Source organism: Paucibacter soli (genome assembly GCF_037482845.1).
In the GTDB taxonomy this organism is placed as follows: domain Bacteria; phylum Pseudomonadota; class Gammaproteobacteria; order Burkholderiales; family Burkholderiaceae_C; genus Paucibacter_B; species Paucibacter_B soli.
On sequence record NZ_JBBHJW010000004.1, the window covers coordinates 161,038 to 182,285 of the forward strand.

A 21,248-nucleotide genomic window follows, 5' to 3' on the forward strand; every position below is an offset into this window, starting at 1 on the left:
TCGGGTGAGCGCGGCCCAGGCGGACTGACGGACGCGCAGACAGGGGTCCCGGGCGCAAGCGCCGGGGATGGCTGGGGAATCAGGCCAGCGGTGGTGGCGCGCGTGACTGCGCCGGGCGCCAGACATGGGCGCCCTGAGGCGCGCTGTAAAAGCGCGCAGGCATCTCAAAGTGCAGCGGCAGCAGCTGCAGCGGCGGCAGCGCGGTCGCCGGCGGCGGGGCCAGGTCTTGCGCCTGCAGGCCGCAGCAAGGGCAATGCGCCAGCAGGCCATGGGCGGGGTCCTGCTCGGCCTGGCCGGCGTCAATCTTTTCGGCGCGCGGCGCCACCACGCTGCTGCGGCAGACCTGGCTCCAGGCCAGCGCATCGCCGCGCGCCCAGGCCAGCGCCTGCGAGGCGGCCGGGGCCAGCAGCGCAAACAGCAGGCACAGATTGACCAGCCAGCGGCTCGTCAATCCGGGGCGGCGCAGCATGGTCATCTTTTCTTCAATGTGCGGGCATACCCAGCTGGCGTGCCTCGGCCTGCACCTCGACGCTCTCGCGCTGCTTGCTGGCCTTGTCCTCGAACACCAGGGTCAGCGCCAGCTTGTCGCCGGCCTTGATCGGCTGCTTCAGGTCCATCAGCATGACATGCAGGCCGCCGGGCTTGAGTTCCACCAGCTGACCGGCCGGCAGCTCCAGCGCCGGCACCGCGCGCATCTTCATGGTGCTGCCGTCCATCACCATCTCATGCACCTCGACCACGCCGGCCGCCTTGCTGTGCGCCTCGACCAGGCGGCTGTCGCGCTTGGCCTTGAGCTGCAAAAAGGCGCCAGTGGCCTTTTGCTGCGCCACGGTGGCGCGCACCCAGGCCTGGCTGACCTCGACCTGGGCCCAGCTCAGGCAGGGCAGGGCGCACAGAATGGCGAGCAGGCGGGGCAGCAGGGTTCGGATCACGTGGGCCGATCGCAGAGGTGTGGGGTGGTGGGATTCTATCGGCCGCCCTCAGGCCTGGCGTTGATCTGGTTCATGTTCGCTGCGGCCCGGCAGCCGCGCCTGCGCCTCGAGACCGTAGCGCGACAAGGCCGTCTGCCAGGCGCTGTCTCTATGCATGTGGGCTATGGCATCGAGCAATTGCCCTCGCAGCGGCGCGGGCAGCTGTGCGGACAACAGCATGCGGCGCTGGAAGTGCAGGCGTGGCGTTGCTGCGACATGCAATTGCTCACGAAACTCGGGCAGTTTCTGCAACCACCAGGGCAAGCCGCTGCGCGACAGGAAGACGAAGTCGACACGGCCTAGCAGCAGCTTGCGCAGGTTCTGCTCGGTGTTGAGCGCATCCTCGCGCCTTAAGCGGCCCTGCGCGATCAAGCCGTTCATGTCCGCGTATACATGGCCCAGCACCGCGCCGAAACGCAGACCGCGCAAGCGGGTCGGCGTGAGTTCGTCGACCGGGCTGCTGCGCAGCGACAGCACCAGGTCGGCGTCCTCCAAGACCGGCGGCGACCAGTGGTAGCGTTGCATGTCTGTGTCGCCGAACCATTCCGGGATCACCCAGGGCACGATGCCCTGCCAATGTGGCTGGTTCATCAGCAGGTCCAGGCGCTTGCGCGGCAGGATGTGCAGCCCCGGGGCGGGTATGCCCAAGCGGGTGCTCAGCCAGTCCGCCCAGTCGTGGCTCAGGCCCTCGGCGTGGCCGGTCACGAATGGCGGGTAGTCATAGTGGCTGAGAATCTCCAGCGCCTCGGACGACACCGGCTCTGCGGCCTTGACCGGGGGCGGGCTGCGCAGTGCAGCGCTTGCCCGGTCGGCGAACACGGCCAGGCCGGCACAGGCGTTGCGTCGCCTCACGCCAGCCTCCGTGGCGACTTGCGTCGCGCTGGCGCAGCCTGGCAGCAAAACGTCGGAGCGTTGGGAACAGAGACTGGCATGGCTATGAGTGTGGCACGGCTGGCAGCGACGGGCCACGTCCGCTGCGGCGCAAATGCCTAGGCCTGGCCCAGCAGGTCGTACAAGCTGCGCGCCACCACCTTGGTGGCGCGGCGCAGGTCTTCCAGCACCAGGTGTTCGTCGGCGCGCTTGGCATTGCTTTCCAGCACGGTGCGCGGGCCGGCGCCGTAGATGGCGGCCGGGATGCCGCGCTCGCCATAGAGCCGCACATCGGTGTAGAGCGGCGTGCCCGAGGTGGGGATGGGCTCGCCGAACAGCGCCTCGCCATGCTTTTGCAGCGCCGCCACCAGGGCCGCGTTGCCGGGCAGCGGCTGGAGCGCGCGCGCCAGCAGCAGGCGTTTGATCTCGACCGTGATGCCGGGCATGGTGGCGGCGGCCTGGGCGATCACCTCGCGCAGCGCGGCCTCCACGGCTTCCGGCTGCTCCTCGGGAATCATGCGGCGGTCGAACTTGAACGTGACCTTGCCGGGCACCACATTGGTATTGGTGCCGCCCTCGATGCGGCCCACGTTCAGATAGGGGTGGCTGATGCCCGCCACCTGGCTGCTCACTTGCTCGTATAGCTGGTTCTGTGCGTACAGCGCATTCAGGATCGCCACCGCGCCCTGCAGCGCATCCACGCCGGTGTGGGGGATGGCAGCATGGGCCATGCGGCCGTGCACGGTGACCTCCATCTGCAGGCAGCCGTTGTGCGCCGTCACCACCTGGTAGCTGAAGCCGGCGGCCAGCAGCAGGTCGGGCTTGGTGAGCCCCTGCTTCAAGAGCCAGCCGGGGCCCAGCTCGCCGCCGAATTCCTCGTCGTAGGTGAAGTGCAGTTCGACTCCGCCCTTCAGTGGCATTGCCAGCGCTTCGAGCGCGCGCAGCGCAAAGGTGTAGGTGGCGAAGTCGCTCTTGCTGACGGCGGCGGCACGGCCATAGAGCCGGCCATGATCCACCTCCCCGCCATAGGGGTCGTGGCTCCAGCCCTCGCCGGGCGGCACCACGTCGCCATGGGCGTTGAGCGCGATCACCGGGCCGCCCGGCTGGAACTTGCGGCGCACTATCAGGTTGGTGATCGAGGCCATGCCCTGGGCCTTCACCAGCTCGGCGGGCACCGCATGCTTCTCGGTGGCCAGGCCCATGGCCTCCAGCAGCGCGGCGCTGCGCTCGGCATGTGGCGCGTTATTGCCCGGCGGGGTGTCGGTGGGCACCTGCACCAGGGCCTGCAGAAAGCGCACCTCCTCGTCGAAATGCGCGTCGACCCAGGCATCCAGGCGTTCGTAAGGGAGGCTCATTGGCTTACTTCCAGAAGGTTCATGAAGGCCCGCACGCACAGCTCGGTGTCGTCGTTGCTGATGGCTTCCAGGGGGTTGTGGCTGATGCCGGCATTGGCGCCGCGCATGAAGAGCATGGCCTGGGGCATGAGCTCGTGCAGCTTCATCGCGTCGTGGCCGGCGCCCGAGGGCATGCGGTGCACAGGCAGGCCCAGCGCCTGCACGGCGGCCTCCCAGCGCTGCTGCCAGGCCGGGTCGCTGGGCGCGGCATCGGCGGCCAGCGTGGGCGTGACCTTGTACTGCAGGCCGCGGCGGGTGCAGATCTCGTCCAGCCTGGCCAGCACATCGCGGCCCAGCGCGTCGCGCGCGGCATTGCTGGTGGCGCGCAGGTCCAGGCTGAACTGGCAGCGCCCAGGCACCACATTGATCGAGCCGCCGGGCACCGTGAGCATGCCCACCGTGCCCACCAGCTCAGGCGCAGCGGCGGCAGCGCGCTGTTCGACATAGAGGATCAGCTCGGCCACCGCGGCGGCGGCATCGCGGCGGCTGTCCATGGGCGTGGTGCCGGCATGGCTGGCCATGCCGCTGACCTCGCACAGATAGCGCAGGCTGCCGTTGATGGAGCTGACGACGCCCAGCGGCAGGTCCAGCGCATTCAGCACCGGCCCCTGCTCGATATGCACCTCCACGAAGCCGCGGTAGCGCGCCGGGTCGCGCCTGAGGGCCTGGATCGCGTCCAGGCTGCCGGGCAGGCCGGCGGCCTGCATCGCATCCTGCATCGTGATGCCCTCGGCATCCTGCTGCGCCAGCCAGGCCGGATCGAAGCGGCCCACCAGCGCGCCCGAGCCCAGGAAGGTGGCGTTGTAGCGCTGGCCTTCCTCCTCGGCAAAGGCCACCAGCTCGATGCCGAAGGGCAGGCGGCGGCCGGCGCGCCGCAGCTCGCGCACGCAGGCCATGGGCACCAGGATGCCCAGCCGCCCGTCGTACTTGCCGGCATTGCGCACCGTGTCGTAATGGCTGCCGGTGAGCAGGCACGGGGCCCCGCGGTCGCTGCCATGGTAGATGCCGACCACATTGCCCACCGCGTCGATCTGCACCTCGTCGAAGCCGCAGTCCTCGCGCATCCATTGCCCAAGCTGGGCCGCCACGGCCCGATGCGCCTCGGTGAGATAGGTGACGGTGAGCCGGCCCTGTTCCTTGTAGCCGGGGTCGGAATGCACGGCCAGCTGCTCGGCCCAGTCCCACACCAGATTGCCCAGGGTCGGCACGAAGCCGAACTTGTCGCCGAACTTGTCATTGAGCCGGATCTCGGCAATGCGGTGGATGTTGCGCAGGCATTCGGCCAGCTCGAAGTCGGGGTGGCCCTGCAGGCGACGCGCAAAGGTCTCGATGATTTCGGCGCGTGTCAGCCCCAGTCCGCGCGGGCCGCGCACCGCCAGGATGAAGGGCCAGCCGAAGCGCGCCTGGTAGTCGCGGTTGAGCTGCTGCAGGCGTTCGAACTCGGCGGCCGAACAGTCCGTCAGGCCGGCCTTGCGCTGCTCATGGCTGGACTCTTTGGTGAGCGTCTTGCTGAGCATGGCCTTGCCCGCGAGCTCGGGGTGGGCGCGTATCAGGCCCAACTGCTCATCGCGCGTGGCGCCGCGCACCACGGATGCCAGCGCATGCTTGAGCTGGGCCAGCGACACAAAGGGCCGCTGCGCCGCCGCGCGCGCGGCGATCCAGGGCGAATGCTCGTAGACGCCGTCCAGCAGGGCGACGAAGCCGGCTTCATCGGCCGCGTTCAGTTCGGTGAGCGTCATTCCCATACGAAGGCCTTGTTTGCGTCGAAGGGATGGGTGGCGCGCCAGTGGCGCGCGATGTCCACGCGCCGGCACACCCAGACGCGCTCGTGCTTCTCTACGTGATCGAGAAAGCGCTGCAGCGCGCGCATGCGGCCGGGCCGGCCGAGCAGCCGGCAGTGCATGCCTATGCTCATCATCTTGGGCGCCTCGTTACCCTCGGCATAGAGCAGGTCGAAGCTGTCGCGCAGGTACTCGTAGAACTCGTCGCCATGGCTGAAGCCCTGGGGCAGGGCGAAGCGCATGTCGTTGCAGTCCAGCGTGTAGGGCACCACCAGATGCGGGGCCAGCGCGCCATCGCTCTTGCGCACGTTCAACCAGAAGGGTAGCTCGTCGCCGTAGTAGTCGCTGTCGTACTCGAAGCCGCCGTAGTCGGCCACCAGGCGGCGTGTGTTGGGGCTGTCGCGGCCGGTATACCAGCCCGAGGGCCTTTCGCCGGTGAGGCGCTGCAGGATGTCCATGGCCTGGTCCATATGCTGGCGCTCCTGGTCCTCGTGCATGGACTGGTAATGGATCCAGCGCCAGCCATGGCAGGCGATCTCGTGGTTCAGCTCCACCAGGGCGCGGGTCAGCTCGGGGTGGCGCTGCAGCGCCATCGCCACGCCAAACACGGTGAGCGGCAGGGCGCGCTTCTCGAACTCGCGCAGCAGCCGCCACACGCCCACGCGCGCACCGTATTCGTAAATGCTCTCCATGCTCAGATGGCGCTCGGGGTAGGCGGCCGGGTTGAACATCTCGGATAGAAACTGCTCGCTGCCGGCATCGCCATGCAGCACCGAGTTCTCGCCGCCCTCCTCATAATTCAGCACGAACTGCAGCGCGATGCGCGCCTGGCCGGGCCATTGCGCATGCGGCGGATGCTCGCCGTAGCCGATCAGGTCACGCGGGTAAGGGCTGGTGTTCATGTGTGGAGTACCGCCTTCAAGTCCTGCACGCGCGGCTTGAGCCGCAGGTTTGATTCGACATGGCCCAGGTGCGCCTGCATCAGCTTCAGGAGCGCGCGCTGGTCGCCGGCCTCCAGCGCGTCGACGATGGCCTCGTGCTCGGCCTGCGATTCGGCCGCCGAATGGGCGCTCTGGTACATCAGCGCGATCAGCGAGCAGCGCGAGAGCAGTTCGGTGAGCAGCTCGGCCAGCACCTGGTTGCCCTGCAGGCGCGCCAGCAGCACATGGAAATCGGCCAGCAAGCGCGTGCGCCCGCTCACGTCGGTGCGCGCCACCGCGGCACGCTCCCGCTTCAGGTGGGCGCGCAGCAGCTTGATCTGCGCCGGCGTGATGCGCTTGCAGAGGCTGGCGAGCATCTGCGTCTCCAGCATCTGCCGCACCTCGAAGACCTGGCGCGCCTCTGCCACGCTGGGTTCGGCCACATAGGCGCCACGCGCCGGCGTGAGGGTGACGAGGCGGTCGCGGCTGAGCTGGTTGAGGGCCTGGCGCACCAGGGTGCGCGAGACGCCGTAGATCTCCGCCAGCTTCTGCTCGGCCAGCTTGGTGCCTGGCATCAGGCGGCGCTCGACGATGGCCTCGGTGATGGAGGCGGCGATGCGCTCCGTGCTGCTGTCTGGTGTGGCGGCGCTGCTGCTTATCATGATGTGTGCAGAAGTGTATACACTTTGCGCCAAGTTGAACGGAACAAAGACCATGGGCAAACTCACCACCCACGTGCTCGACACCATGCATGGCAGCCCGGCCGCGGGCATGGCGGTCACGCTCTACCGGCTGGCGCATGGGCAGGCCGAATTGCTGAAGCGGCTGACGCTCAACCACGACGGCCGCGCCGATGCGCCGCTGCTGGAGGGCGCGGACCTGCAACCCGGCCGTTACCGCCTGGTGTTCGGCGTGGAGGCCTATTTCCGCACCCGCGGCGTGGCATTGCCCGAGCCGGCCTTTCTGGGCGAGGTGCCGCTGGACTTCGGCATTGCCGACGCGGCCTCGCATTACCACGTGCCGCTGCTGGCGAGCCCCTGGGCCTACTCGACCTACCGAGGCAGCTGATGCGCGATTGGCAGCGCCTGGCCGCCACGCTGGCGCGCGAAGCCGCGGTGCTGGTGACGGTCGCGCAAGTGCAGGGCAGCGGGCCGCGCGAGGTGGGGGCCTGGATGGCGGTGACCGCTGCGGGCCTTCCGATCGGCACCATCGGTGGCGGGCATCTGGAGTACGAGGGCCTGGCGCAGGCGCGCGCCCTGCTGGTGCGCGGCGCCGTCGGGCCGGCGGAGGAACAGCGCTATGCCCTGGGTCCCAGCCTGGGCCAATGCTGCGGCGGCGTGGTGCGGCTGCGCTACGAATGGCTGGGCCCGGCCGACATTGCAGGCCTGCGCGCGCGCCTGGGCAGCGAGCACGGCTGGCTGCCGGTGGCGCTATTCGGCGGCGGCCATGTCGGCCGTGCCATCGTCGAGGTATTGGCGCGCCTGCCGATGCGGGTGCACTGGATCGACAGCCGTGGTGACGAGGTGTTCCCGGCCGAGCTGCCCGAGAACTGCCGTGCCGAGTACTCCGACCCGGTGCAGGCCGCCGTGCAAGACCTGACCCCGGGCAGCCATGTGCTGATCATGAGCTTCAGCCATGCCGAAGACCTGGACGTGGTTGCGGCCTGCCTCGTACGCCAACGCGCGCGCGCCGATCTGCCCTATGTGGGCCTGATAGGCAGCCGAAGCAAATGGGCCAGCTTCCGCCAGCGCCTGCTGGCGCGCGGCTTTGCCGAGGCCGAGCTGGCGCATATCACCTCGCCGATCGGCGTGCCGGGCATTGCGGGCAAGCAGCCCGAGGTGATCGCGGTGGCGGTGGCGGCGCAGCTGTTGGCCTGCCCAGCCTCCTAGCGCCGCCTGGCCTCGATGACCGAGAACTCGTGCGGCGTCGGGAACATGTCGGCGATCTCGAAGCCGGCGGGCGTGAGCAGATCGCGGTATTCGCGCAGGGAACGTTCGCGTCCACCCAGGCCGGCCAGCATGTTCAGATCGGTGCGCACCAGGGCCTCGTCGTGCACGGTGGGTCGCATGCGCTCGGCGCGTACGCGCTCGACCAGCAACAGCCGTGCTTCCGGCAGGGCCGCTTCGGCACAGCATGCCAGCACGCGGCGGCAAGCCGCGTCGTCCCAGTTGTGCAGGATGCTCTTGAGCAGGTAGCGGTCGGCATGCGGCGGCAGCGCCGCGAAGAAGTCGCCGGCGACGAAGCGGGCGCGCCCCGACAAACCCTGGGCCCGCAGCAGCGCCAGTGCGCCTGGCTCGGCGTGCTCGCGGTCGAACACGATCAGCTGCAGCTGCGGGTGCGCGGTCGCGATGGCTGCGCCCAGCGTGCCGGAGCCACCGCCCACGTCCACCAGGCTGCGCGCGCCATGCCAGCTTTCGAGCCGCGCCACCGCCGGCGCCACCAGCGAGGTCATGCCGGCCATGGCCTCGTGAAAGATCGAAGCCGCGTCGGGATGTCCGTCGAGAAAGTGATAGTGGCTGTGGCCGGTCTGGCGTGCGCGGGCGCTGTGTCCGGTGCGCACGCTGTAGCTCAGCTCGCCCCACATTGGCCAGAGCGGGCCGCCCCACCACAGGGCCATGGCGCGCATGCTGACGCCGCCATCCGGCGGATGGCGGCACAGCGCCGCGCCGGCGGCCGTCAGCTCGAAGCCGCCGTCGCGCCGCTGGCGGCAGACCCGCAGCACGCACAGCGCACGCAGCAGGCGCGCCAGCGCGTCGGCGTCGCATTGGCAGGCCTGGGCCAGGGCAGCGAGCGGGGCGCAGCCCTCGGCCAGGCGCTCCGGCAGCTCCAGCTGCACGGCGCTGTAGAGGGCCTGGCTGCGCCAGCAGGCGGTGATCTGTCTGACCAGCTGTTGCCTAGCGCTCGCGTTGCGCGGGCTCAGATCGGGCGCATTCATTCCTGGGGGATCTCGTAGTCGCGCACGAACTGCCGCCACGCGGCGCTTGCGGACTCGATGGCAGCACCCATTTGCTGGGGCGTTCCACCGCTGACGCGAAAGCCCTGGGCCTCCAGGGCCGTGCGCAGGGCAGGCTCGCCGAGCGCGCGGTTGACCTCGGCGGCGAGGGCCGCGGCCAGCTCCGGCGATGTGCCTGGAGGCGCGACCAGGCCGTTCCAGGTCGGCAGGCTGGCGGTGGTGATGCCGCTTTCGGCCATCGACGGCACGCCCGGCACCATCTCGGCGCGATCGGGCAGGGTGGCCAGCAGGCGCAGCTTGCCGCTGCGTACATGCGGCAGCGCCGGGGCCAGCGGGCCGATATTGAACTGCAATTCGCCGCCGATCAGGTCGGGCATCAGCTGCGCACCGCCCTTGTAGGGCACGCGCAAGGCCTTCACGCCCGCCGCACGCAGGTAATGCTCGGTCACCATGTACTCGCCGAGCACGCCGGTGCCGTAGGCCAGTTGGCCGGGGTGGGTCTTCAGGTGGGCGCTGAGCTCGGCCAAGCTGTTGACGGGCAGCCTGGGGTTGACGAACACGCCGTAGACCAGGTTCACCACCGGCACCACCGGTACGAACTCGGCCATGGACCGGATGGGCGATGCCTTCACCAGCAGGGGCATGCCCGTCATCGACGACTGCGCCCACAGCAGCGTCAGGCCGTCGGCCGGCGCCGTGAGCACCGCCTGCACCGCGGGTGCGCCATTGCCGCCCGGCTTGTTCTCCACCAGCACCTGGCGCCCCATGGACTTGGCCAGGGACTGCGCGATCAGCCTTGCGGCCGTGTCCGACGCGCCGCCGGCGGGCGTGGCCACCACGATCTTCAGCGGCTGCGTCGTGGGCGGCAGCGGCTGAGCCGGCAGCGGCTTGGATGAGCACAGCGCCAGCACATACAAGAAGCTGGTGAGCAGGGATCGACGCATGGGCATGAGCAGACTCCAGAAAGCGTTCGGTGCTGCCACTGTAGGCAGGCTGGGCGCACCGGGAAAGCCGCCCGCGGCTGTATCTGGCGTTAACCTTTGCTTATGGGCTGGACGAAGGCGGACAAGATGGACAAGCTCAAGGCGCTGGCGTACTTTGTGGCGGCGGCCGAGGAAGGCAGCTTGGCGCGTGCGGCCACGCGCCTGGAAATCAGCGTGCCGGCCGTGCAGAAGTTGGTGGGCGCATTGGAGGCCAGCCTGGGTCTGCTGCTGCTGGAACGCAGCGCCCGCGGGGTACGGCTGACACCCTGCGGCATCGACTACCTGGATCGATGCCGCAGCCTGCTGGCCGAAGCGGAGGAACTGGGCCACGCGGAGCGGCGCATGCGCGGCGCGGGTGAGCGCATCAGCGGCCATCTGGCGGTGGCTGCGCACCCGCAGCTGGCGCATCATGTGCTGCTGCCGGCACTGCCGCGCTTCCATGCGATGCACCCCGAGGTCGAGATCGATTTCCGCGCCGTCAACCGCATTGGCGATATCGATGCGCTGAGCGCCGACGTGCTGCTGCTGCACGGCTGGCCGGAGGTGCCGGCGGACTATGTGCACCGCAAGCTGGGCGGCGCGCGCAGCCTGATCATGGCGGCGCCCGAGCATTGGGCCCTGCACGGTGTGCCGCAGCATCCCTCGGCGCTGGCGGGCTACACCTGCCTGCTGATGCGCAACCCGGCCGGCATCTTGCTGGATCTCTGGGAGTTCAAGCGGGGCGAGCAGATGGTGCAGGTGCAGGCGCGCGGCTGGATGTCCAGCAATGCCCGCGAGGCCACCCTGGATCTGGTGCTGGCGGGCCACGGTGTCGGCCGTTTTGCCGAGCTGACCACGCGCGAGCATGTCCAGTCTGGGCGCCTGGTGCCGGTGCTGCTGGACTGGGAGGTGCAGGGCGGTCCGCCGGTGAACCTGCTGTTCAAGGGGAGCGCGCGCCGCACGCCGCGCCTGCGCGCCTTTGTCGATTTCACCCTGCAGTGCCTGCGCGATCTGCAGGTGCAGAGCGAGCCCGGTCTGCCTGCCGCCGCCACCGAGCGCCCCGCATGGCATGTGCGCGGCTACGGACGTGCCTCGGCGACGGTGCGGCGCGCCAGACGCAGCGGCTGACACTGCTTGCGGCCATCGGTGGCGACCCGCATGGCGGCAGCCGAGGAAGCCATGGCGACCGGGCGCAGCCCTGGGCCTCGGAACTCCTAGAATTCCGCCCGCCGGGCGTGTGGACGCCTGTTGAGGCCGGCGTCAAGGGCGCGGCCAAATTCTGCAATGGCTGAAGAACGCCGTAGCCCCAGCGACACCAACAACAATCCCTGCATCAGTTGCGGCGCCTGTTGCGCGCATTTCCGCGTCTCGTTCTACTGGGCCGAGGCCGCCGAGCTGGGCATCCCCGATGCGCTCACCGAGCGCGTAAGCCCGCTTTACAGCTGCATGGCAGGCACCCACAGCAAGACGCCGCGCTGCGCTGCCCTGCAGGGCGAGATCGGCACTGCGGTGGCTTGCAGCGTCTATGCGCAGCGCCCCTCGCCCTGCCGCGAGGTGCTGGCTGGCGATGCCAAATGCCTGGCGGCGCGCAGGCGCCATGGGCTAGGGTAAGTTCGCCGGGTTCAGGCCCGGATGGGTTTCTTCGCCGAACATCTGCAGTACCAGGCCCGAGAGCCCCATGGCAATCGCCACAAACCAGAACGCGGACTCGATGCCGCCGCCCAGTGCCGCCGCAGCGCCCAGGCCCAGCGCACCCAGGCCATAGCCCAGGTCACGCCAGAAGCGGTAGATGCCGATCGCCGAGGCGCGCCAGTTCGGGTGCGCTATGTCGGCCACGGCCGCGCTGAGGTTGGGGTAGAGCATCGCCATGCCCAGGCCGGCCAGCGCCGCCGCCATGCTCCACCACAGGCTGCCCGCGCCCAGCGGCAGCAGCGCCACACCGGCAGCGCAAATCCACATGCCCCAGGTGTTGAGTGGCTGGCGACCAACGCGATCGGACAACCTGCCGGTGACGAGCTGCGCGATACCCCAGGTGAAACCATAGACCCCGACGATCCAGCCGATGCCGGGCAGGCCGACGCCATGCTGGTGCAGGTAGACCGGCCAGAACACCCACACCAGCGCGTCAACGAACTTCTCCACCAGGCCGGCCTGGCAGAGCGCCGCCATGCGACGGTCGCGCCAGCTCATCATGGCAAATACCTCCGCACTGCCCGGCCGCGGGCTCAGGCCGGCTGGGTAGCGCGGGCGCGCTGCTGGCCTGCCTGGGGCGGCCGCTGCTGCTACTTGCTTCAGTTCGGCGTGAGCCCAGGGCATTGTTTCCAGCACGGCCAGCCAGGCCAGCAGCGTGGCCAGACCGATCACCGCCGCACCAAAGTACAAGAGGCCGGCGCGCGGACCCAGCCAGGCCGCGACATAGCCGGTGGCAATCGCCGCCAGCGCCACGCCCACATAGCCCGCGAACTCGTTGAGCCCGATCACCAGGCCGCGCTGGTCGGCGCGGGTGATGTCGAGCTTGGCAGTCTGCGTCATCGACCAGGCGAGACCCTGGTTGACGCCCAGCAGCACCGTGGCCAGCACGATCCAGCCCCAGCTCGGTGCCCAGTAGACGAGCGGCGGGATCGGCAGCGCCACGAGCCAGCCCAGCAGCAGCACCCGGCGCCGGCCGAGCCGTTCGGCCAGGCGGCCCGCCACGAAGTTCATCACGCCCTTGACGAAGCCGAAGGCCACGACGAAGGCCACCAGCAGCATGAAGGAGCCGCGCGGAACCCCGAACTCGCTTTCGGCCAGGGCCGGCACGACGTTGCGCATCATCCCTATGGTCATGCCCACCAGCAGCACCTGCAGCAGCTGCTGCGCCACTTGAGCGAGGTTGGCGCGCACGCCGTAGTGCAGGGCTTTTTCTTCTTCTTGCATCAGGGGAGCTCGGAAGTTATGACGCTGCCTTGCAAAGTGGGTGGGCGCCGGTTTCAGATGCTGGTCTCGACGGGCAAGCCGCGCGCCCGCCATTCGGCCACGCCCTCACTCAGATGCAGGGCCTGGCGGCCCTTCTTGCGCAGCAGGGCCACGGCGTCCCGCGCCATCAGGCAGAAGGGGCCACGGCAATAGGCGACGATGGGCAGGCCCTTGGGCAGGTCCGCGAGGCGCTTCTTCAGCTCGCCGACCGGCATCGAACGCGCATGCGGCAGGTGAGCGACGTCGTATTCCTGCTGCGGGCGCACGTCCAGGATCAGCACCTCACCCGCGGCGGCCTTCTTCAGCAAGGTTGCCTCGTTCATGCCGTGCAGCGCGTCTTGGTGTTCGACGATGCCGCTCAGCGCCAGCTGCAGTTCCGCCAAGCGCTCTTGCGCCAGCGTGCGCAGATGCACCCAGAGGTCCGCCACGCTGGTGCTGGCAAGCCGATACACCACGTACTTGCCGTCCCTGCTGGTATCGACCAGCCGCGCCTGGCGCAGCTCCTTCAGGTGGGCGCTGGCCAGCTTGACGCTGATGTCCGCCTGGGCGGCCAGCGTCTCGACGGTCTTCTCGCCCTGACATAGCAACTCGATCAACTCCAGCCGCTTTGGGCTGGCCACGGCCTTGCCAAGGCGCGCGACTTGCTCGTAGAGCTGGTTCTTCAGTTCTCTCATGCTGACATTCTAATCATCATTGGAATGACAGCATGCAAGGCCCCACTGGCCTGCCCACCTCGTTCGCATGCAGAATCGCCGGCAATCATGAATCGACGCCGTGGAGACATGCATGACGACCAACAACAAGTTCTCGACCGCTGTGGCCGCCGCCGCGCTGTTGTGTGGTTTGAGCTTGTGCGGGCTTGCGCAGGCGGCCGATGCCAAGCCCGATCCCCTGGCGGCGCTGGCGCGCTTCATCGGGGAATGGACGGGTGTCAGCAGCGGCGAGCCGGGCGATGGCGAGGTCACGCGCAGCTATCGCTACCTCATGAACAAGCGCTATGTCCAGGAGACCAACATCTCCCGCTACCCGGCGCAGGCCAAGAACAAGTCGGGTGAGGTACACGAGCACCTGAGCATGTTCAGCCACGACAAGGCGCGCAAGCTGATCGTGCTGCGACAGTTCCATGTCGAAGGCTTCGTCAACACCTTTCGCCAGGCGCTGCCGACCGAGGGGGTCGAAGGCAAGGCGACCCTGGTCTTCGATAGTGAAGCCTTCGAGAACCTCAGCAGCAGCTGGCAGGCTCGCGAGAGCTACGAATTCCTGTCCGACGACGAGTTCATCGAGGTCTTCGAGCTGGCGCCACCGGGCAAGCCCTTTTCGGTCTACAGCCGCAGTCACTTCAGGCGTAAGCCGAGCGCTGATCAACAGCTCCCCAGCCTCTCAGGCTCCCGACCCTGACGTCCCCAGCCTCCGCTTCACCGCCGCCACCAGCGGCGCAACGGCCGACGGCGGGAAGGGCGACACGCTGCTTACATTGACCTCGCACAGTACATAGCGCTCAGAATCACCGTCCGCGTGTTCGCCCAGCAGGAAGTCGCAGTCCCACAGCATCGGCAGCTGCGTGCGCGCCAGGCCGACGCTGGCGCGCAGCTGCTCGACCCAGCCGCCTTCCAGCAGGCGCCGCAGCGGCTGGAACTGAGGCAGATCGGCCGCATGGTAGAGGCGCGGGCCGGGCGTGGGTGCTGGCTCGCCGGGCTGTCCCGGCGAGCACGGGTAAAGCGCATTGACGGCCTGGTGGCCAAAGCCGGCGACGCGGTCTTCGACCAGGTAGGCGCGCACCATGCCCTCCACCAGGCGCGGCTGCCAGGCCTGGTCGATCATGTGGCCGCCGTTCTCGGGCTCGAAGTAAGCGGCCAGGCGCTGCTGCAGCGCGGCGAGGTCGAGCCGCTCTTCCTCGCTGCCGCGCAGCGCGTGGCGCACCTTCAGCAGCGCCGTGCCCGGCAGCTGCTCGACGCGCCAGACACCCATGCCGCTGTGGCCGCGGTACTGCTTGAGCACGCGCGCGCCGCGCCGCAGGCGTGCCGGCAGCTCGGCGGCCAGCTGCGCCAGGCTGTCCACGCGCACCGCGTCGCTGCCGAAAGGCAGCTCGCGCACGGCCAGCAGCACATCCTTGGTGCCCAGCTTGAGGATGGTGTCGGGATGCGTGCTGACGAAGACGCCGGCCTCAGCGGCCTCGCTCAGCAGGGCGTCGAGCCGGTCGCGCCGGCGCCCTGACTCGATCGGATTGCACCAGACCAGCACGCCGTCGACGCCGCGCAGCTGCCCGGCCACCTCGTCGGCGAACTCGTCGCTGTAGACCGCCGGTTGGGCCGCGACACCGGCCGCGGCGAAGGCCTCGAAGAGCGCCGCAAAGCGGCTTTCCTTGGGGTCGCTGCGATCGCGTGCCGCGCGGTCACCGGGGTAGAGCAGGGCGATGGATGGCATGGCGGCCTCCTGGGCTCAGGCATGACTTTTCGACCACCGGCAGCAGCTGGTCGTCGGTGTTGGCCACCCGCATGCTGCCGTGCAGGCATGAGCGCCAGCAGCGCATGCGCACGGTGACGTTTTCCGTGGGCGGCGAAGGAAGCAGCGTTAGCCGTTTCATGATGGTAGATTATACGACCCAGTGTAGTAATGTCTACTAACAGGGTGGTCGCCGCCGCTGCGGCTCAACATCAAACTGGCAACGCCAAACGCTGCCGGCCTGCCCAGAATCTTGGCCGTCTTGGCCAACCTCAGCGCGTTACCGATGGTGCTGGATTGCATAGGGGCGCCGGGCCCGCTGGGCGATGTGCTTGCTGGTCCTGCCTGCAAGCATCGTTGCCCCTCGGGGGGGGCGCGGGCAAGGTACTCCTTGGACGAGGGGGTTCATCTCAGGCGGTGGCGCCTTCCTCGGCCAGGCTGGGGTAGTCGATGTAGCCGGCATCGCCACCGCCGAAGAAGCTGTTGCGATCCGCGTCGTTCAGCGGTGCGGCAAGCTTCAACCGTTCGACGAAATCCGGGTTGGCCAACACCATCTGGCCGTAGGACTCCAGCTCGGCCAGGCCGCTGCCGATGTCCGCGCCAATCTGCTCGCGCGGCCGGCCCGGGCGGTTCAGCACCAGGGGGCCGCTCCAGCGCTGGCGGATGTCGGTGAGCAGGGCTTCGTCGCCCTGGTGCATGAGGTGCAGGTAGGCCAGCCCGAGTTGGTTCAGCTCGCTCACCAGGTGGCGGTACAGCGCCGGGCCCTCGCTGCCTTCGTCGATGCCCCACAGCGTCGTGCCGGGCGAGAGGCGGATGGCGGTGCGGTCGGCGCCGATCTCCGCGGCAATGGCCTGGGTCACCTCGATCGCGAAGCGGGCGCGGTTCTCGACCGCGCCGCCGTAGGCATCGCTGCGGGTGTTGGCGCTGGGGGCCAGGAATTGCTGGATCAGATAGGCGTTGGCGCCATGGATCTCCACGCCGTCGGCGCCGGCCTCGATCGCGCGTCGTGCGGCAAGGCGGAAGTCGGCGATGGTCTGGCGGATCTCGTCCAGCGTCAGCGCGCGCGGCTCTGGGGCCGGCTGCATGCCGCTGGGCGTGAACATCTGCGCGCCCGAGGCGATCGCCGACGGCGCGACCGGCTGGCGGTGGTGCGGCGTGTTGTCGGGGTGAGAGAGGCGGCCGGCATGCATCAGCTGGATGAAGAGCCGGCCGCCGCGCGCATGCACGGCCTCGCTCACGGTGCGCCAGCCCTTCACATGGGCGTCGGTGTAGATGCCGGGCGTCATCAGGTAGCCCTGGCCGTCGTCGGAGGGCTGCGTACCTTCGCTGACGATCAAGCCGACGCTGGTGCGCTGGGCATAGTAGGCGGCGGCGGATGGGCCGGGCGTGCCATCGTACGCGGCGCGGGAGCGGGTCATCGGCGCCATGACCAGGCGGTTGGCCAGGGTGTAGCGGCCGACTTTGACGGAGGCGAATGCTGATGCTGATGTCATGTGGATCTCGCTGGGGTGGGGCAGTGGGGGTGAGGGCTCGGGTGCGAAGGCTCGCATCTTGTATTAATCTGTCTGTGGGATAAATATGCCTATTTGAGATGCATTGATCCGAAATTGGAGCAATAAGCAGATGGAGCTCTTGAATGACATGGCGCTCTTCGTCGAGGTGGTGAAGGCCAGGGGCTTCCGGGGAGCCGCCGAGGCCACGGGGGTACCGAACTCGACGCTGTCGCGACGCATCGGCCTGCTGGAAAAGGCCGTGGGCTTGCGCCTGCTGCACCGCACCACACGCAAGGTGGAGCTGACCGAGGCGGGTCAGCTGTACTACGAGCGATGCCGGCGCATCGTCGAAGAGGCGCGTCTCGCCCATGAGCAGCTCGGCGACATGCTGGCACAACCCAGCGGCGTGCTGCGCGCCTCGCTGCCGGTGGACTTCGCCAACATCCACCTGGCGCCCATCATCACCGCCTTTGCCGAGCGCTATCCGGGCATCAGCTTCGAGCTGGACCTGACGCCACGGCGGGTCGATCTGGTCACCGAGCCGTTTGATGTGGCGATACGCATGGGCGAGCAACCGAGCTCGAACCTGGTGGCGCGCCAGATCGCCATGCTGTCGGCCCAGCTCTATGCCTCGCCGCGCTACCTGGAGCGCTGCGGCGAGCCCATCAGCCCCGAGGCGCTGTCGCAGCATGAGTGCCTGGCTTTTCCCAAGGTCGAGCATTGGACGCTGCAGCAGGGCGACGCCACGGCGCAGGTCCGCATCGGGGGGCGCTTCGTGGCCAACGGCGTGGGCATGCTGCGCCGCCTGGCCACGCTGGACCAGGGCGTGGTGCTGCTGCCGCGTACCGCGGTGGCCGCCGACCTCGAGGCCGGCCGCTTGCGGCCGCTGCTGGCGGACTGGCATGCCAAGCCGCTGCCCGTCTATGCGCTCACCGAGACGCGGCTGCTGCCCGCCAAGACGCAGCGCTTCATCGAGTTCGTGCGCGACAGGCTGGCGGAGATGGTTTGAGAGTGCGGCCGCTCTCGCCGAGCAGGTGAGCCCGCTCTGCAGCTGCATGGCCGGCACCCACAGCAAGACGCTGCGCTGCGTCGCCCTGCAGGGCGAGATCGGTGGCGCGGTGGCCCGCAGCGTCTACGCCCAGCGCCCCTCGGCCTGCCACGAGGTGAATGCCGGCGACGCCAAGTACCAGACAGCGCGCCGACGTCACGGGCTGCCGCTCCTGGTCGCCTAAAACTGTATACACTTTGGCCGCAGTCGCAGCGGCGCCGGGCGCGGCCATCGAGGCCCGGAAGGCGCGACCCTCAGCAGCCCACAGCGCCCGCCTGTGGTGGGCCGCATGCTGGAGACCCGCTTGGAAGCCTATCTGCTCGACTGGGCCAATCTGCTGCTGCGTTGGCTGCACCTCGTCACCGTGATCGCCTGGATAGGCGCATCCTTTTACTTCGTCTGGCTGGACAACCACCTCAGCAAACCCGAGGCCCCCGAGCTGTTGGCGCGTGGCGTCGACGGTGAGCTCTGGGCCGTGCATGGCGGCGGTTTCTACAACCCGCAGAAGTACATGGTGGCACCGGCCAATCTGCCCCAGCATCTGCACTGGTTCTACTGGGAAAGCTACTGGACCTGGATGAGCGGCTTTGCGCTCTTCGTGCTGCTCTATCTCTTCAACGCCGAGAGCTTTCTGATCGACCGCCGTGTGCATGACTGGAGCGCGCCGGCCGCGGTGGCAGGCGCCTTGGGCTTTCTGGCGGCCGGATGGCTCTTCTACGACCAAATCTGCCGCCGCTTTGGTCACACCAAGGCTGGCGCCATCGGCAATGACGGCCTGGTGCTGGGCCTGATCGCCGCCTTCGTGGCCGCCGCCACCTGGGCCGCCTGCCAGCTGTTTGCCGGCCGCGCCGCCTTCCTGCTGATGGGCGCGATGATCGCCACCATCATGAGCGCGAATGTGTTCTTCTGGATCATCCCCGGCCAGAAGCAGGTGATCGCCGACATGCGCGCCGGCCGGCCGGTGGATCCTGTTTACGGCCAGCGCGGCAAGCAGCGCAGCGTGCACAACACCTACTTCGGCCTGCCGGTGCTGATCGCGATGCTGAGCAACCATTACGGCATGCTCTTCAACCATGCGCTGAACTGGTTAACGCTGATCGTGTTGATGGCGGTGGGCGTACTGGTGCGTACCTGGTTCGTGAAGCGTCATCATCGTCAGGGTTTGGGCGTGAATGCCTGGGGCCTGATCGTCGCCGCGCTCCTGCTCCTGGCCGGGCTGATCGCCTGGATGGCGCCGGCACCCCGGCCCGTGATGCCGACCCCCAGCCTGGCGCAGGTGCAGGCGATCGTGCAGCAGCGCTGCGCGCAATGCCATAACGCGCAGCTGGCGCAGAAGGGCGTGCAGCTGCACACGCCCGAGCTGATCCAGGCCAACGCTGCCGCGCTCTACCAGCAGGCGGTGCTGCAAAAAACCATGCCGCTGGGCAATGCCACCGGCATCAGCGAGGACGAGCGCGCCCTGCTGGGGCGCTGGTTCGAAAGCCGGGGGCGTTGAGATGCCGGCCGAGCTGCCTGCCCGCGAGCTGCTGCGCCAGCTCTTCGACGCCGCGGTGGCGCGCGCCCAGCCGGCGCAGCTGATGGCCGACCAGTTGCCGCCGCCCCCGCAGCACGGCCGCACCCTGGTGCTGGGGGCCGGCAAGGCCGGTGGCGCAATGGCTCAAGCGCTGGACGCGCTGTGGCCCGCCGATGCGCCGCTCAGCGGCCTGGTGGTGACGCGCTACGGCCATATCCCGCCTGCGGCCCGCCCCGGGCGCATAGCGGTGGTGGAGGCCGCCCACCCGGTGCCCGATGCGGCGGGTGAACGGGCCGCGGCGGCCATGCTGGCCTTGACGCAAGACCTGACCCCGGACGATCTGGTGATCTGTCTGATCTCGGGCGGCGCCTCGGCGCTGCTGAGCCTGCCGGCGCCGGGCCTGAGCCTGGCCGACAAGCAGGCGGTGAACCGCGCCCTGCTGGCGAGCGGCGCCAGCATCGCCGAGATCAACTGCGTGCGCAAACATCTTTCGGCCATCAAGGGCGGACGGCTGGCGGCGGCCTGCCATCCCGCGCAAGTTCTGACCCTGCTGATCAGCGATGTGCCCGGTGACGACCCGGCGGTGATAGGCTCCGGCCCCACCGTGCCCGACCCCACGAGCTGTGCCGAGGCGCTGGCTGTTTGTGCGCGCCACGGCATCACCCTGCCGCAGGCCGCGCTGGCCGGCTTGCAGAGCGGCGCGCTGGAAACGCCCAAGCCCGGCGCCGCCTGCTTCCAGGGCCAGACCCTGCACATGTTGGCCACGCCGCGCATGAGCCTGGAGGCGGCGGCGGCCCGCGCGCACGCGCTGGGCCTGGCGGCGCATATCCTGTCCGACGAGATCGAGGGCGAGTCGCGCGAGATCGGCGCCATGCATGCGGCGCTGGCGCGCTCGGTGGCCCGGCATGGCACGCCGTTTCGCTCGCCCTGCGTGATCCTGTCCGGCGGCGAGACCACGGTGACGGTGCGCAACAGCGCCGGCCGCGGCGGCCGTGCCAGCGAGTTCGCGCTGGGCTGCGCGCTCGCCCTGCAGGGCCAGGCCGGCGTGCATGTGCTGGCCGCCGACACCGACGGCATCGACGGTGTGCAGGACAACGCCGGCGCCTTTGTCGCGCCCGACACCCTGGCGCGCGCCGCGGCGCTGGGCCTGAAGGGCCGCGAGCAGCTGGACCGCAACAATGCCTACGGCTTCTTCGCCGCGCTGGGCGATCTGCTCGTGACCGGGCCGACCTACACGAATGTGAACGACTTCCGGGCCTTGTTGATTGCTTAGAGGATAAGCCCGCGCCGCGCCGCCATCTCGCGCCCCATCTCGGCCTGCGCAGGCTCCGCCAGCAGGGCCGCGGCGGCCGGGAACACCAGGCCGTCCTCGGTACGCAGATGGGCGTCGTGCAGGCGCACGAAGCGGGTTGCCGCCGGGGCCAGGTCTTGCAGCAGATGCGAGTCCAGCGGGCCATTCAGTGGGCCGTCGGGCAGGCTTGCCAGCTCTTGCAGCGGCCGGCGCAGCGCCTGCCAGGCGGCAGCGATCTGCACATGCTGTTGGCGCAGCTCGGCGCAGGCCTGTTTCAGCCCGGCATCGCCGCCGGCCTCCAGCGCCGGGAACACATGCAGCTCCTCGTCCTGGTGGTGCAGCGGCGCCGCCACGTCGAAGTAGCGCAGCACATCGCGCGCGGCGCTGCGTGCGGCCTCGTCGCAGGCCTGCTGCTCCTGCAGATGCGCAAGCAGCCGCTCCAGCAGATCCAGGCTGCGCTGCACTCGCTCATGGCAGGCGCCCAGCAGCTCGAAGGGCTGTGCATAGCTGCTGCCGGGCTGCAGGGCCGGTGTGCCTGAACTCATGGCGGATTTGGGCTGAATCAAGGGCATGCGGGGATTCTCCCCGGCCTGCGGGGCGCTGGGCGCCCGAATGTGGGGGGTTTGATGCAACGCAAGGACGCCGTGCTGACCCT

Annotated in this window: 23 protein-coding genes; 9 read left to right on the forward strand and 14 right to left on the reverse strand. The window is 69.1% G+C overall.

Features of this window, described 5'->3' with window-relative positions:
- Positions 1–79: 79 nt before the first annotated feature.
- From WG898_RS10630 to WG898_RS10660, 7 genes are all read right to left on the reverse strand, one after another.
- Positions 80–475 carry a DUF2946 family protein gene (locus WG898_RS10630; RefSeq protein WP_339602760.1) on the reverse strand — a complete coding sequence of 132 codons (396 nt, stop codon included), beginning with the start codon at positions 473–475 and terminating at the stop codon, positions 80–82.
- 7 nt (positions 476–482) lie between these two features.
- The gene (locus WG898_RS10635) at positions 483–929 is read right to left on the reverse strand and encodes a copper chaperone PCu(A)C (RefSeq protein WP_339602961.1); all 447 of its coding nucleotides are present in this window, start codon (positions 927–929) and stop codon (positions 483–485) included.
- Between the two features lie 51 nt (positions 930–980).
- Positions 981–1,823: a substrate-binding periplasmic protein gene (locus WG898_RS10640; RefSeq protein WP_339602761.1), complete on the reverse strand. Its 843-nt coding sequence runs from the start codon at positions 1,821–1,823 to the stop codon at positions 981–983.
- Positions 1,824–1,960: 137 nt separating this feature from the next.
- The gene (locus WG898_RS10645) at positions 1,961–3,196 is read right to left on the reverse strand and encodes a M20 family metallopeptidase (RefSeq protein ID WP_339602762.1); all 1,236 of its coding nucleotides are present in this window, start codon (positions 3,194–3,196) and stop codon (positions 1,961–1,963) included.
- Complete coding sequence (gene uraD, locus WG898_RS10650) at positions 3,193–4,980, reverse strand: 2-oxo-4-hydroxy-4-carboxy-5-ureidoimidazoline decarboxylase (protein WP_339602763.1); 1,788 nt, start codon at positions 4,978–4,980, stop codon at positions 3,193–3,195. The genes WG898_RS10645 and uraD overlap by 4 nt, the downstream gene beginning before the upstream one ends.
- Entirely contained in the window at positions 4,971–5,918 is a 948-nt protein-coding gene (puuE, locus tag WG898_RS10655; protein ID WP_339602764.1) for an allantoinase PuuE, read from the reverse strand. Before puuE ends, uraD begins: the two co-directional genes overlap by 10 nt.
- Positions 5,915–6,598 carry a GntR family transcriptional regulator gene (locus WG898_RS10660; RefSeq protein ID WP_339602765.1) on the reverse strand — a complete coding sequence of 228 codons (684 nt, stop codon included), beginning with the start codon at positions 6,596–6,598 and terminating at the stop codon, positions 5,915–5,917. Before WG898_RS10660 ends, puuE begins: the two co-directional genes overlap by 4 nt.
- A gap of 52 nt (positions 6,599–6,650) precedes the next feature.
- On the opposite strand from WG898_RS10660, the gene uraH reads away from it, so the two are divergent.
- Both uraH and xdhC read left to right on the forward strand, forming a co-directional pair.
- The gene (gene uraH / locus WG898_RS10665; RefSeq protein WP_339602766.1) at positions 6,651–7,004 is read left to right on the forward strand and encodes a hydroxyisourate hydrolase; all 354 of its coding nucleotides are present in this window, start codon (positions 6,651–6,653) and stop codon (positions 7,002–7,004) included.
- Positions 7,004–7,825 carry a xanthine dehydrogenase accessory protein XdhC gene (gene xdhC, locus WG898_RS10670; RefSeq protein WP_339602767.1) on the forward strand — a complete coding sequence of 274 codons (822 nt, stop codon included), beginning with the start codon at positions 7,004–7,006 and terminating at the stop codon, positions 7,823–7,825. Before uraH ends, xdhC begins: the two co-directional genes overlap by 1 nt.
- Here xdhC and WG898_RS10675 read toward each other — a convergent pair.
- Both WG898_RS10675 and WG898_RS10680 read right to left on the reverse strand, forming a co-directional pair.
- Positions 7,822–8,871 carry a methyltransferase gene (locus tag WG898_RS10675; RefSeq protein WP_339602768.1) on the reverse strand — a complete coding sequence of 350 codons (1,050 nt, stop codon included), beginning with the start codon at positions 8,869–8,871 and terminating at the stop codon, positions 7,822–7,824. The two genes, xdhC and WG898_RS10675, sit on opposite strands and share 4 nt — an antisense overlap.
- The gene (locus WG898_RS10680; RefSeq protein ID WP_339602769.1) at positions 8,868–9,839 is read right to left on the reverse strand and encodes a Bug family tripartite tricarboxylate transporter substrate binding protein; all 972 of its coding nucleotides are present in this window, start codon (positions 9,837–9,839) and stop codon (positions 8,868–8,870) included. Before WG898_RS10680 ends, WG898_RS10675 begins: the two co-directional genes overlap by 4 nt.
- Before the next feature lie 120 nt (positions 9,840–9,959).
- Between WG898_RS10680 and WG898_RS10685 the strand changes: the two genes are divergently transcribed.
- Positions 9,960–10,979, forward strand: a complete 1,020-nt coding sequence (locus WG898_RS10685) for a LysR substrate-binding domain-containing protein (RefSeq protein ID WP_339602770.1) — start codon at positions 9,960–9,962, stop codon at positions 10,977–10,979.
- Positions 10,980–11,135: 156 nt separating this feature from the next.
- A complete protein-coding gene (locus tag WG898_RS10690) occupies positions 11,136–11,462 on the forward strand; it encodes a YkgJ family cysteine cluster protein (protein WP_339602771.1) in 327 nt (108 codons plus the stop codon).
- Here the strand turns inward: WG898_RS10690 and WG898_RS10695 are convergent.
- Positions 11,454–12,767 (reverse strand): MFS transporter, encoded by a 1,314-nt coding sequence (locus WG898_RS10695; RefSeq protein ID WP_339602772.1) that lies wholly within the window; start codon positions 12,765–12,767, stop codon positions 11,454–11,456. The two genes, WG898_RS10690 and WG898_RS10695, sit on opposite strands and share 9 nt — an antisense overlap.
- 53 nt (positions 12,768–12,820) lie before the next feature.
- Entirely contained in the window at positions 12,821–13,480 is a 660-nt protein-coding gene (locus tag WG898_RS10700) for an ArsR/SmtB family transcription factor (RefSeq protein WP_339602773.1), read from the reverse strand.
- A gap of 112 nt (positions 13,481–13,592) precedes the next feature.
- Here WG898_RS10700 and WG898_RS10705 point away from each other — a divergent pair, with 112 nt between their 5' ends.
- Complete coding sequence (locus WG898_RS10705) at positions 13,593–14,204, forward strand: hypothetical protein (protein WP_339602774.1); 612 nt, start codon at positions 13,593–13,595, stop codon at positions 14,202–14,204.
- Here WG898_RS10705 and WG898_RS10710 read toward each other — a convergent pair.
- Both WG898_RS10710 and WG898_RS10715 read right to left on the reverse strand, forming a co-directional pair.
- On the reverse strand, positions 14,187–15,230 hold the full coding sequence (locus WG898_RS10710; protein ID WP_339602775.1) for a Cj0069 family protein: 1,044 nt from the start codon (positions 15,228–15,230) through the stop codon (positions 14,187–14,189). The genes WG898_RS10705 and WG898_RS10710 overlap by 18 nt on opposite strands.
- A gap of 428 nt (positions 15,231–15,658) precedes the next feature.
- On the reverse strand, positions 15,659–16,741 hold the full coding sequence (locus tag WG898_RS10715) for an alkene reductase (protein WP_339602776.1): 1,083 nt from the start codon (positions 16,739–16,741) through the stop codon (positions 15,659–15,661).
- A 130-nt stretch (positions 16,742–16,871) separates the two neighbouring features.
- On the opposite strand from WG898_RS10715, the gene WG898_RS10720 reads away from it, so the two are divergent.
- From WG898_RS10720 to WG898_RS10735, 4 genes are all read left to right on the forward strand, one after another.
- On the forward strand, positions 16,872–17,750 hold the full coding sequence (locus WG898_RS10720; protein WP_339602777.1) for a LysR family transcriptional regulator: 879 nt from the start codon (positions 16,872–16,874) through the stop codon (positions 17,748–17,750).
- Between the two features lie 46 nt (positions 17,751–17,796).
- Entirely contained in the window at positions 17,797–17,973 is a 177-nt protein-coding gene (locus WG898_RS10725) for a hypothetical protein (protein ID WP_339602778.1), read from the forward strand.
- Positions 17,974–18,093: 120 nt separating this feature from the next.
- Entirely contained in the window at positions 18,094–19,284 is a 1,191-nt protein-coding gene (locus WG898_RS10730) for a urate hydroxylase PuuD (protein ID WP_339602962.1), read from the forward strand.
- A gap of 1 nt (position 19,285) precedes the next feature.
- Positions 19,286–20,575 carry a glycerate kinase type-2 family protein gene (locus tag WG898_RS10735; protein ID WP_339602779.1) on the forward strand — a complete coding sequence of 430 codons (1,290 nt, stop codon included), beginning with the start codon at positions 19,286–19,288 and terminating at the stop codon, positions 20,573–20,575.
- Here the strand turns inward: WG898_RS10735 and WG898_RS10740 are convergent.
- A complete protein-coding gene (locus tag WG898_RS10740) occupies positions 20,572–21,138 on the reverse strand; it encodes a hemerythrin domain-containing protein (RefSeq protein ID WP_339602780.1) in 567 nt (188 codons plus the stop codon). The two genes, WG898_RS10735 and WG898_RS10740, sit on opposite strands and share 4 nt — an antisense overlap.
- Between the last annotated feature and the right edge of the window lie 110 nt (positions 21,139–21,248).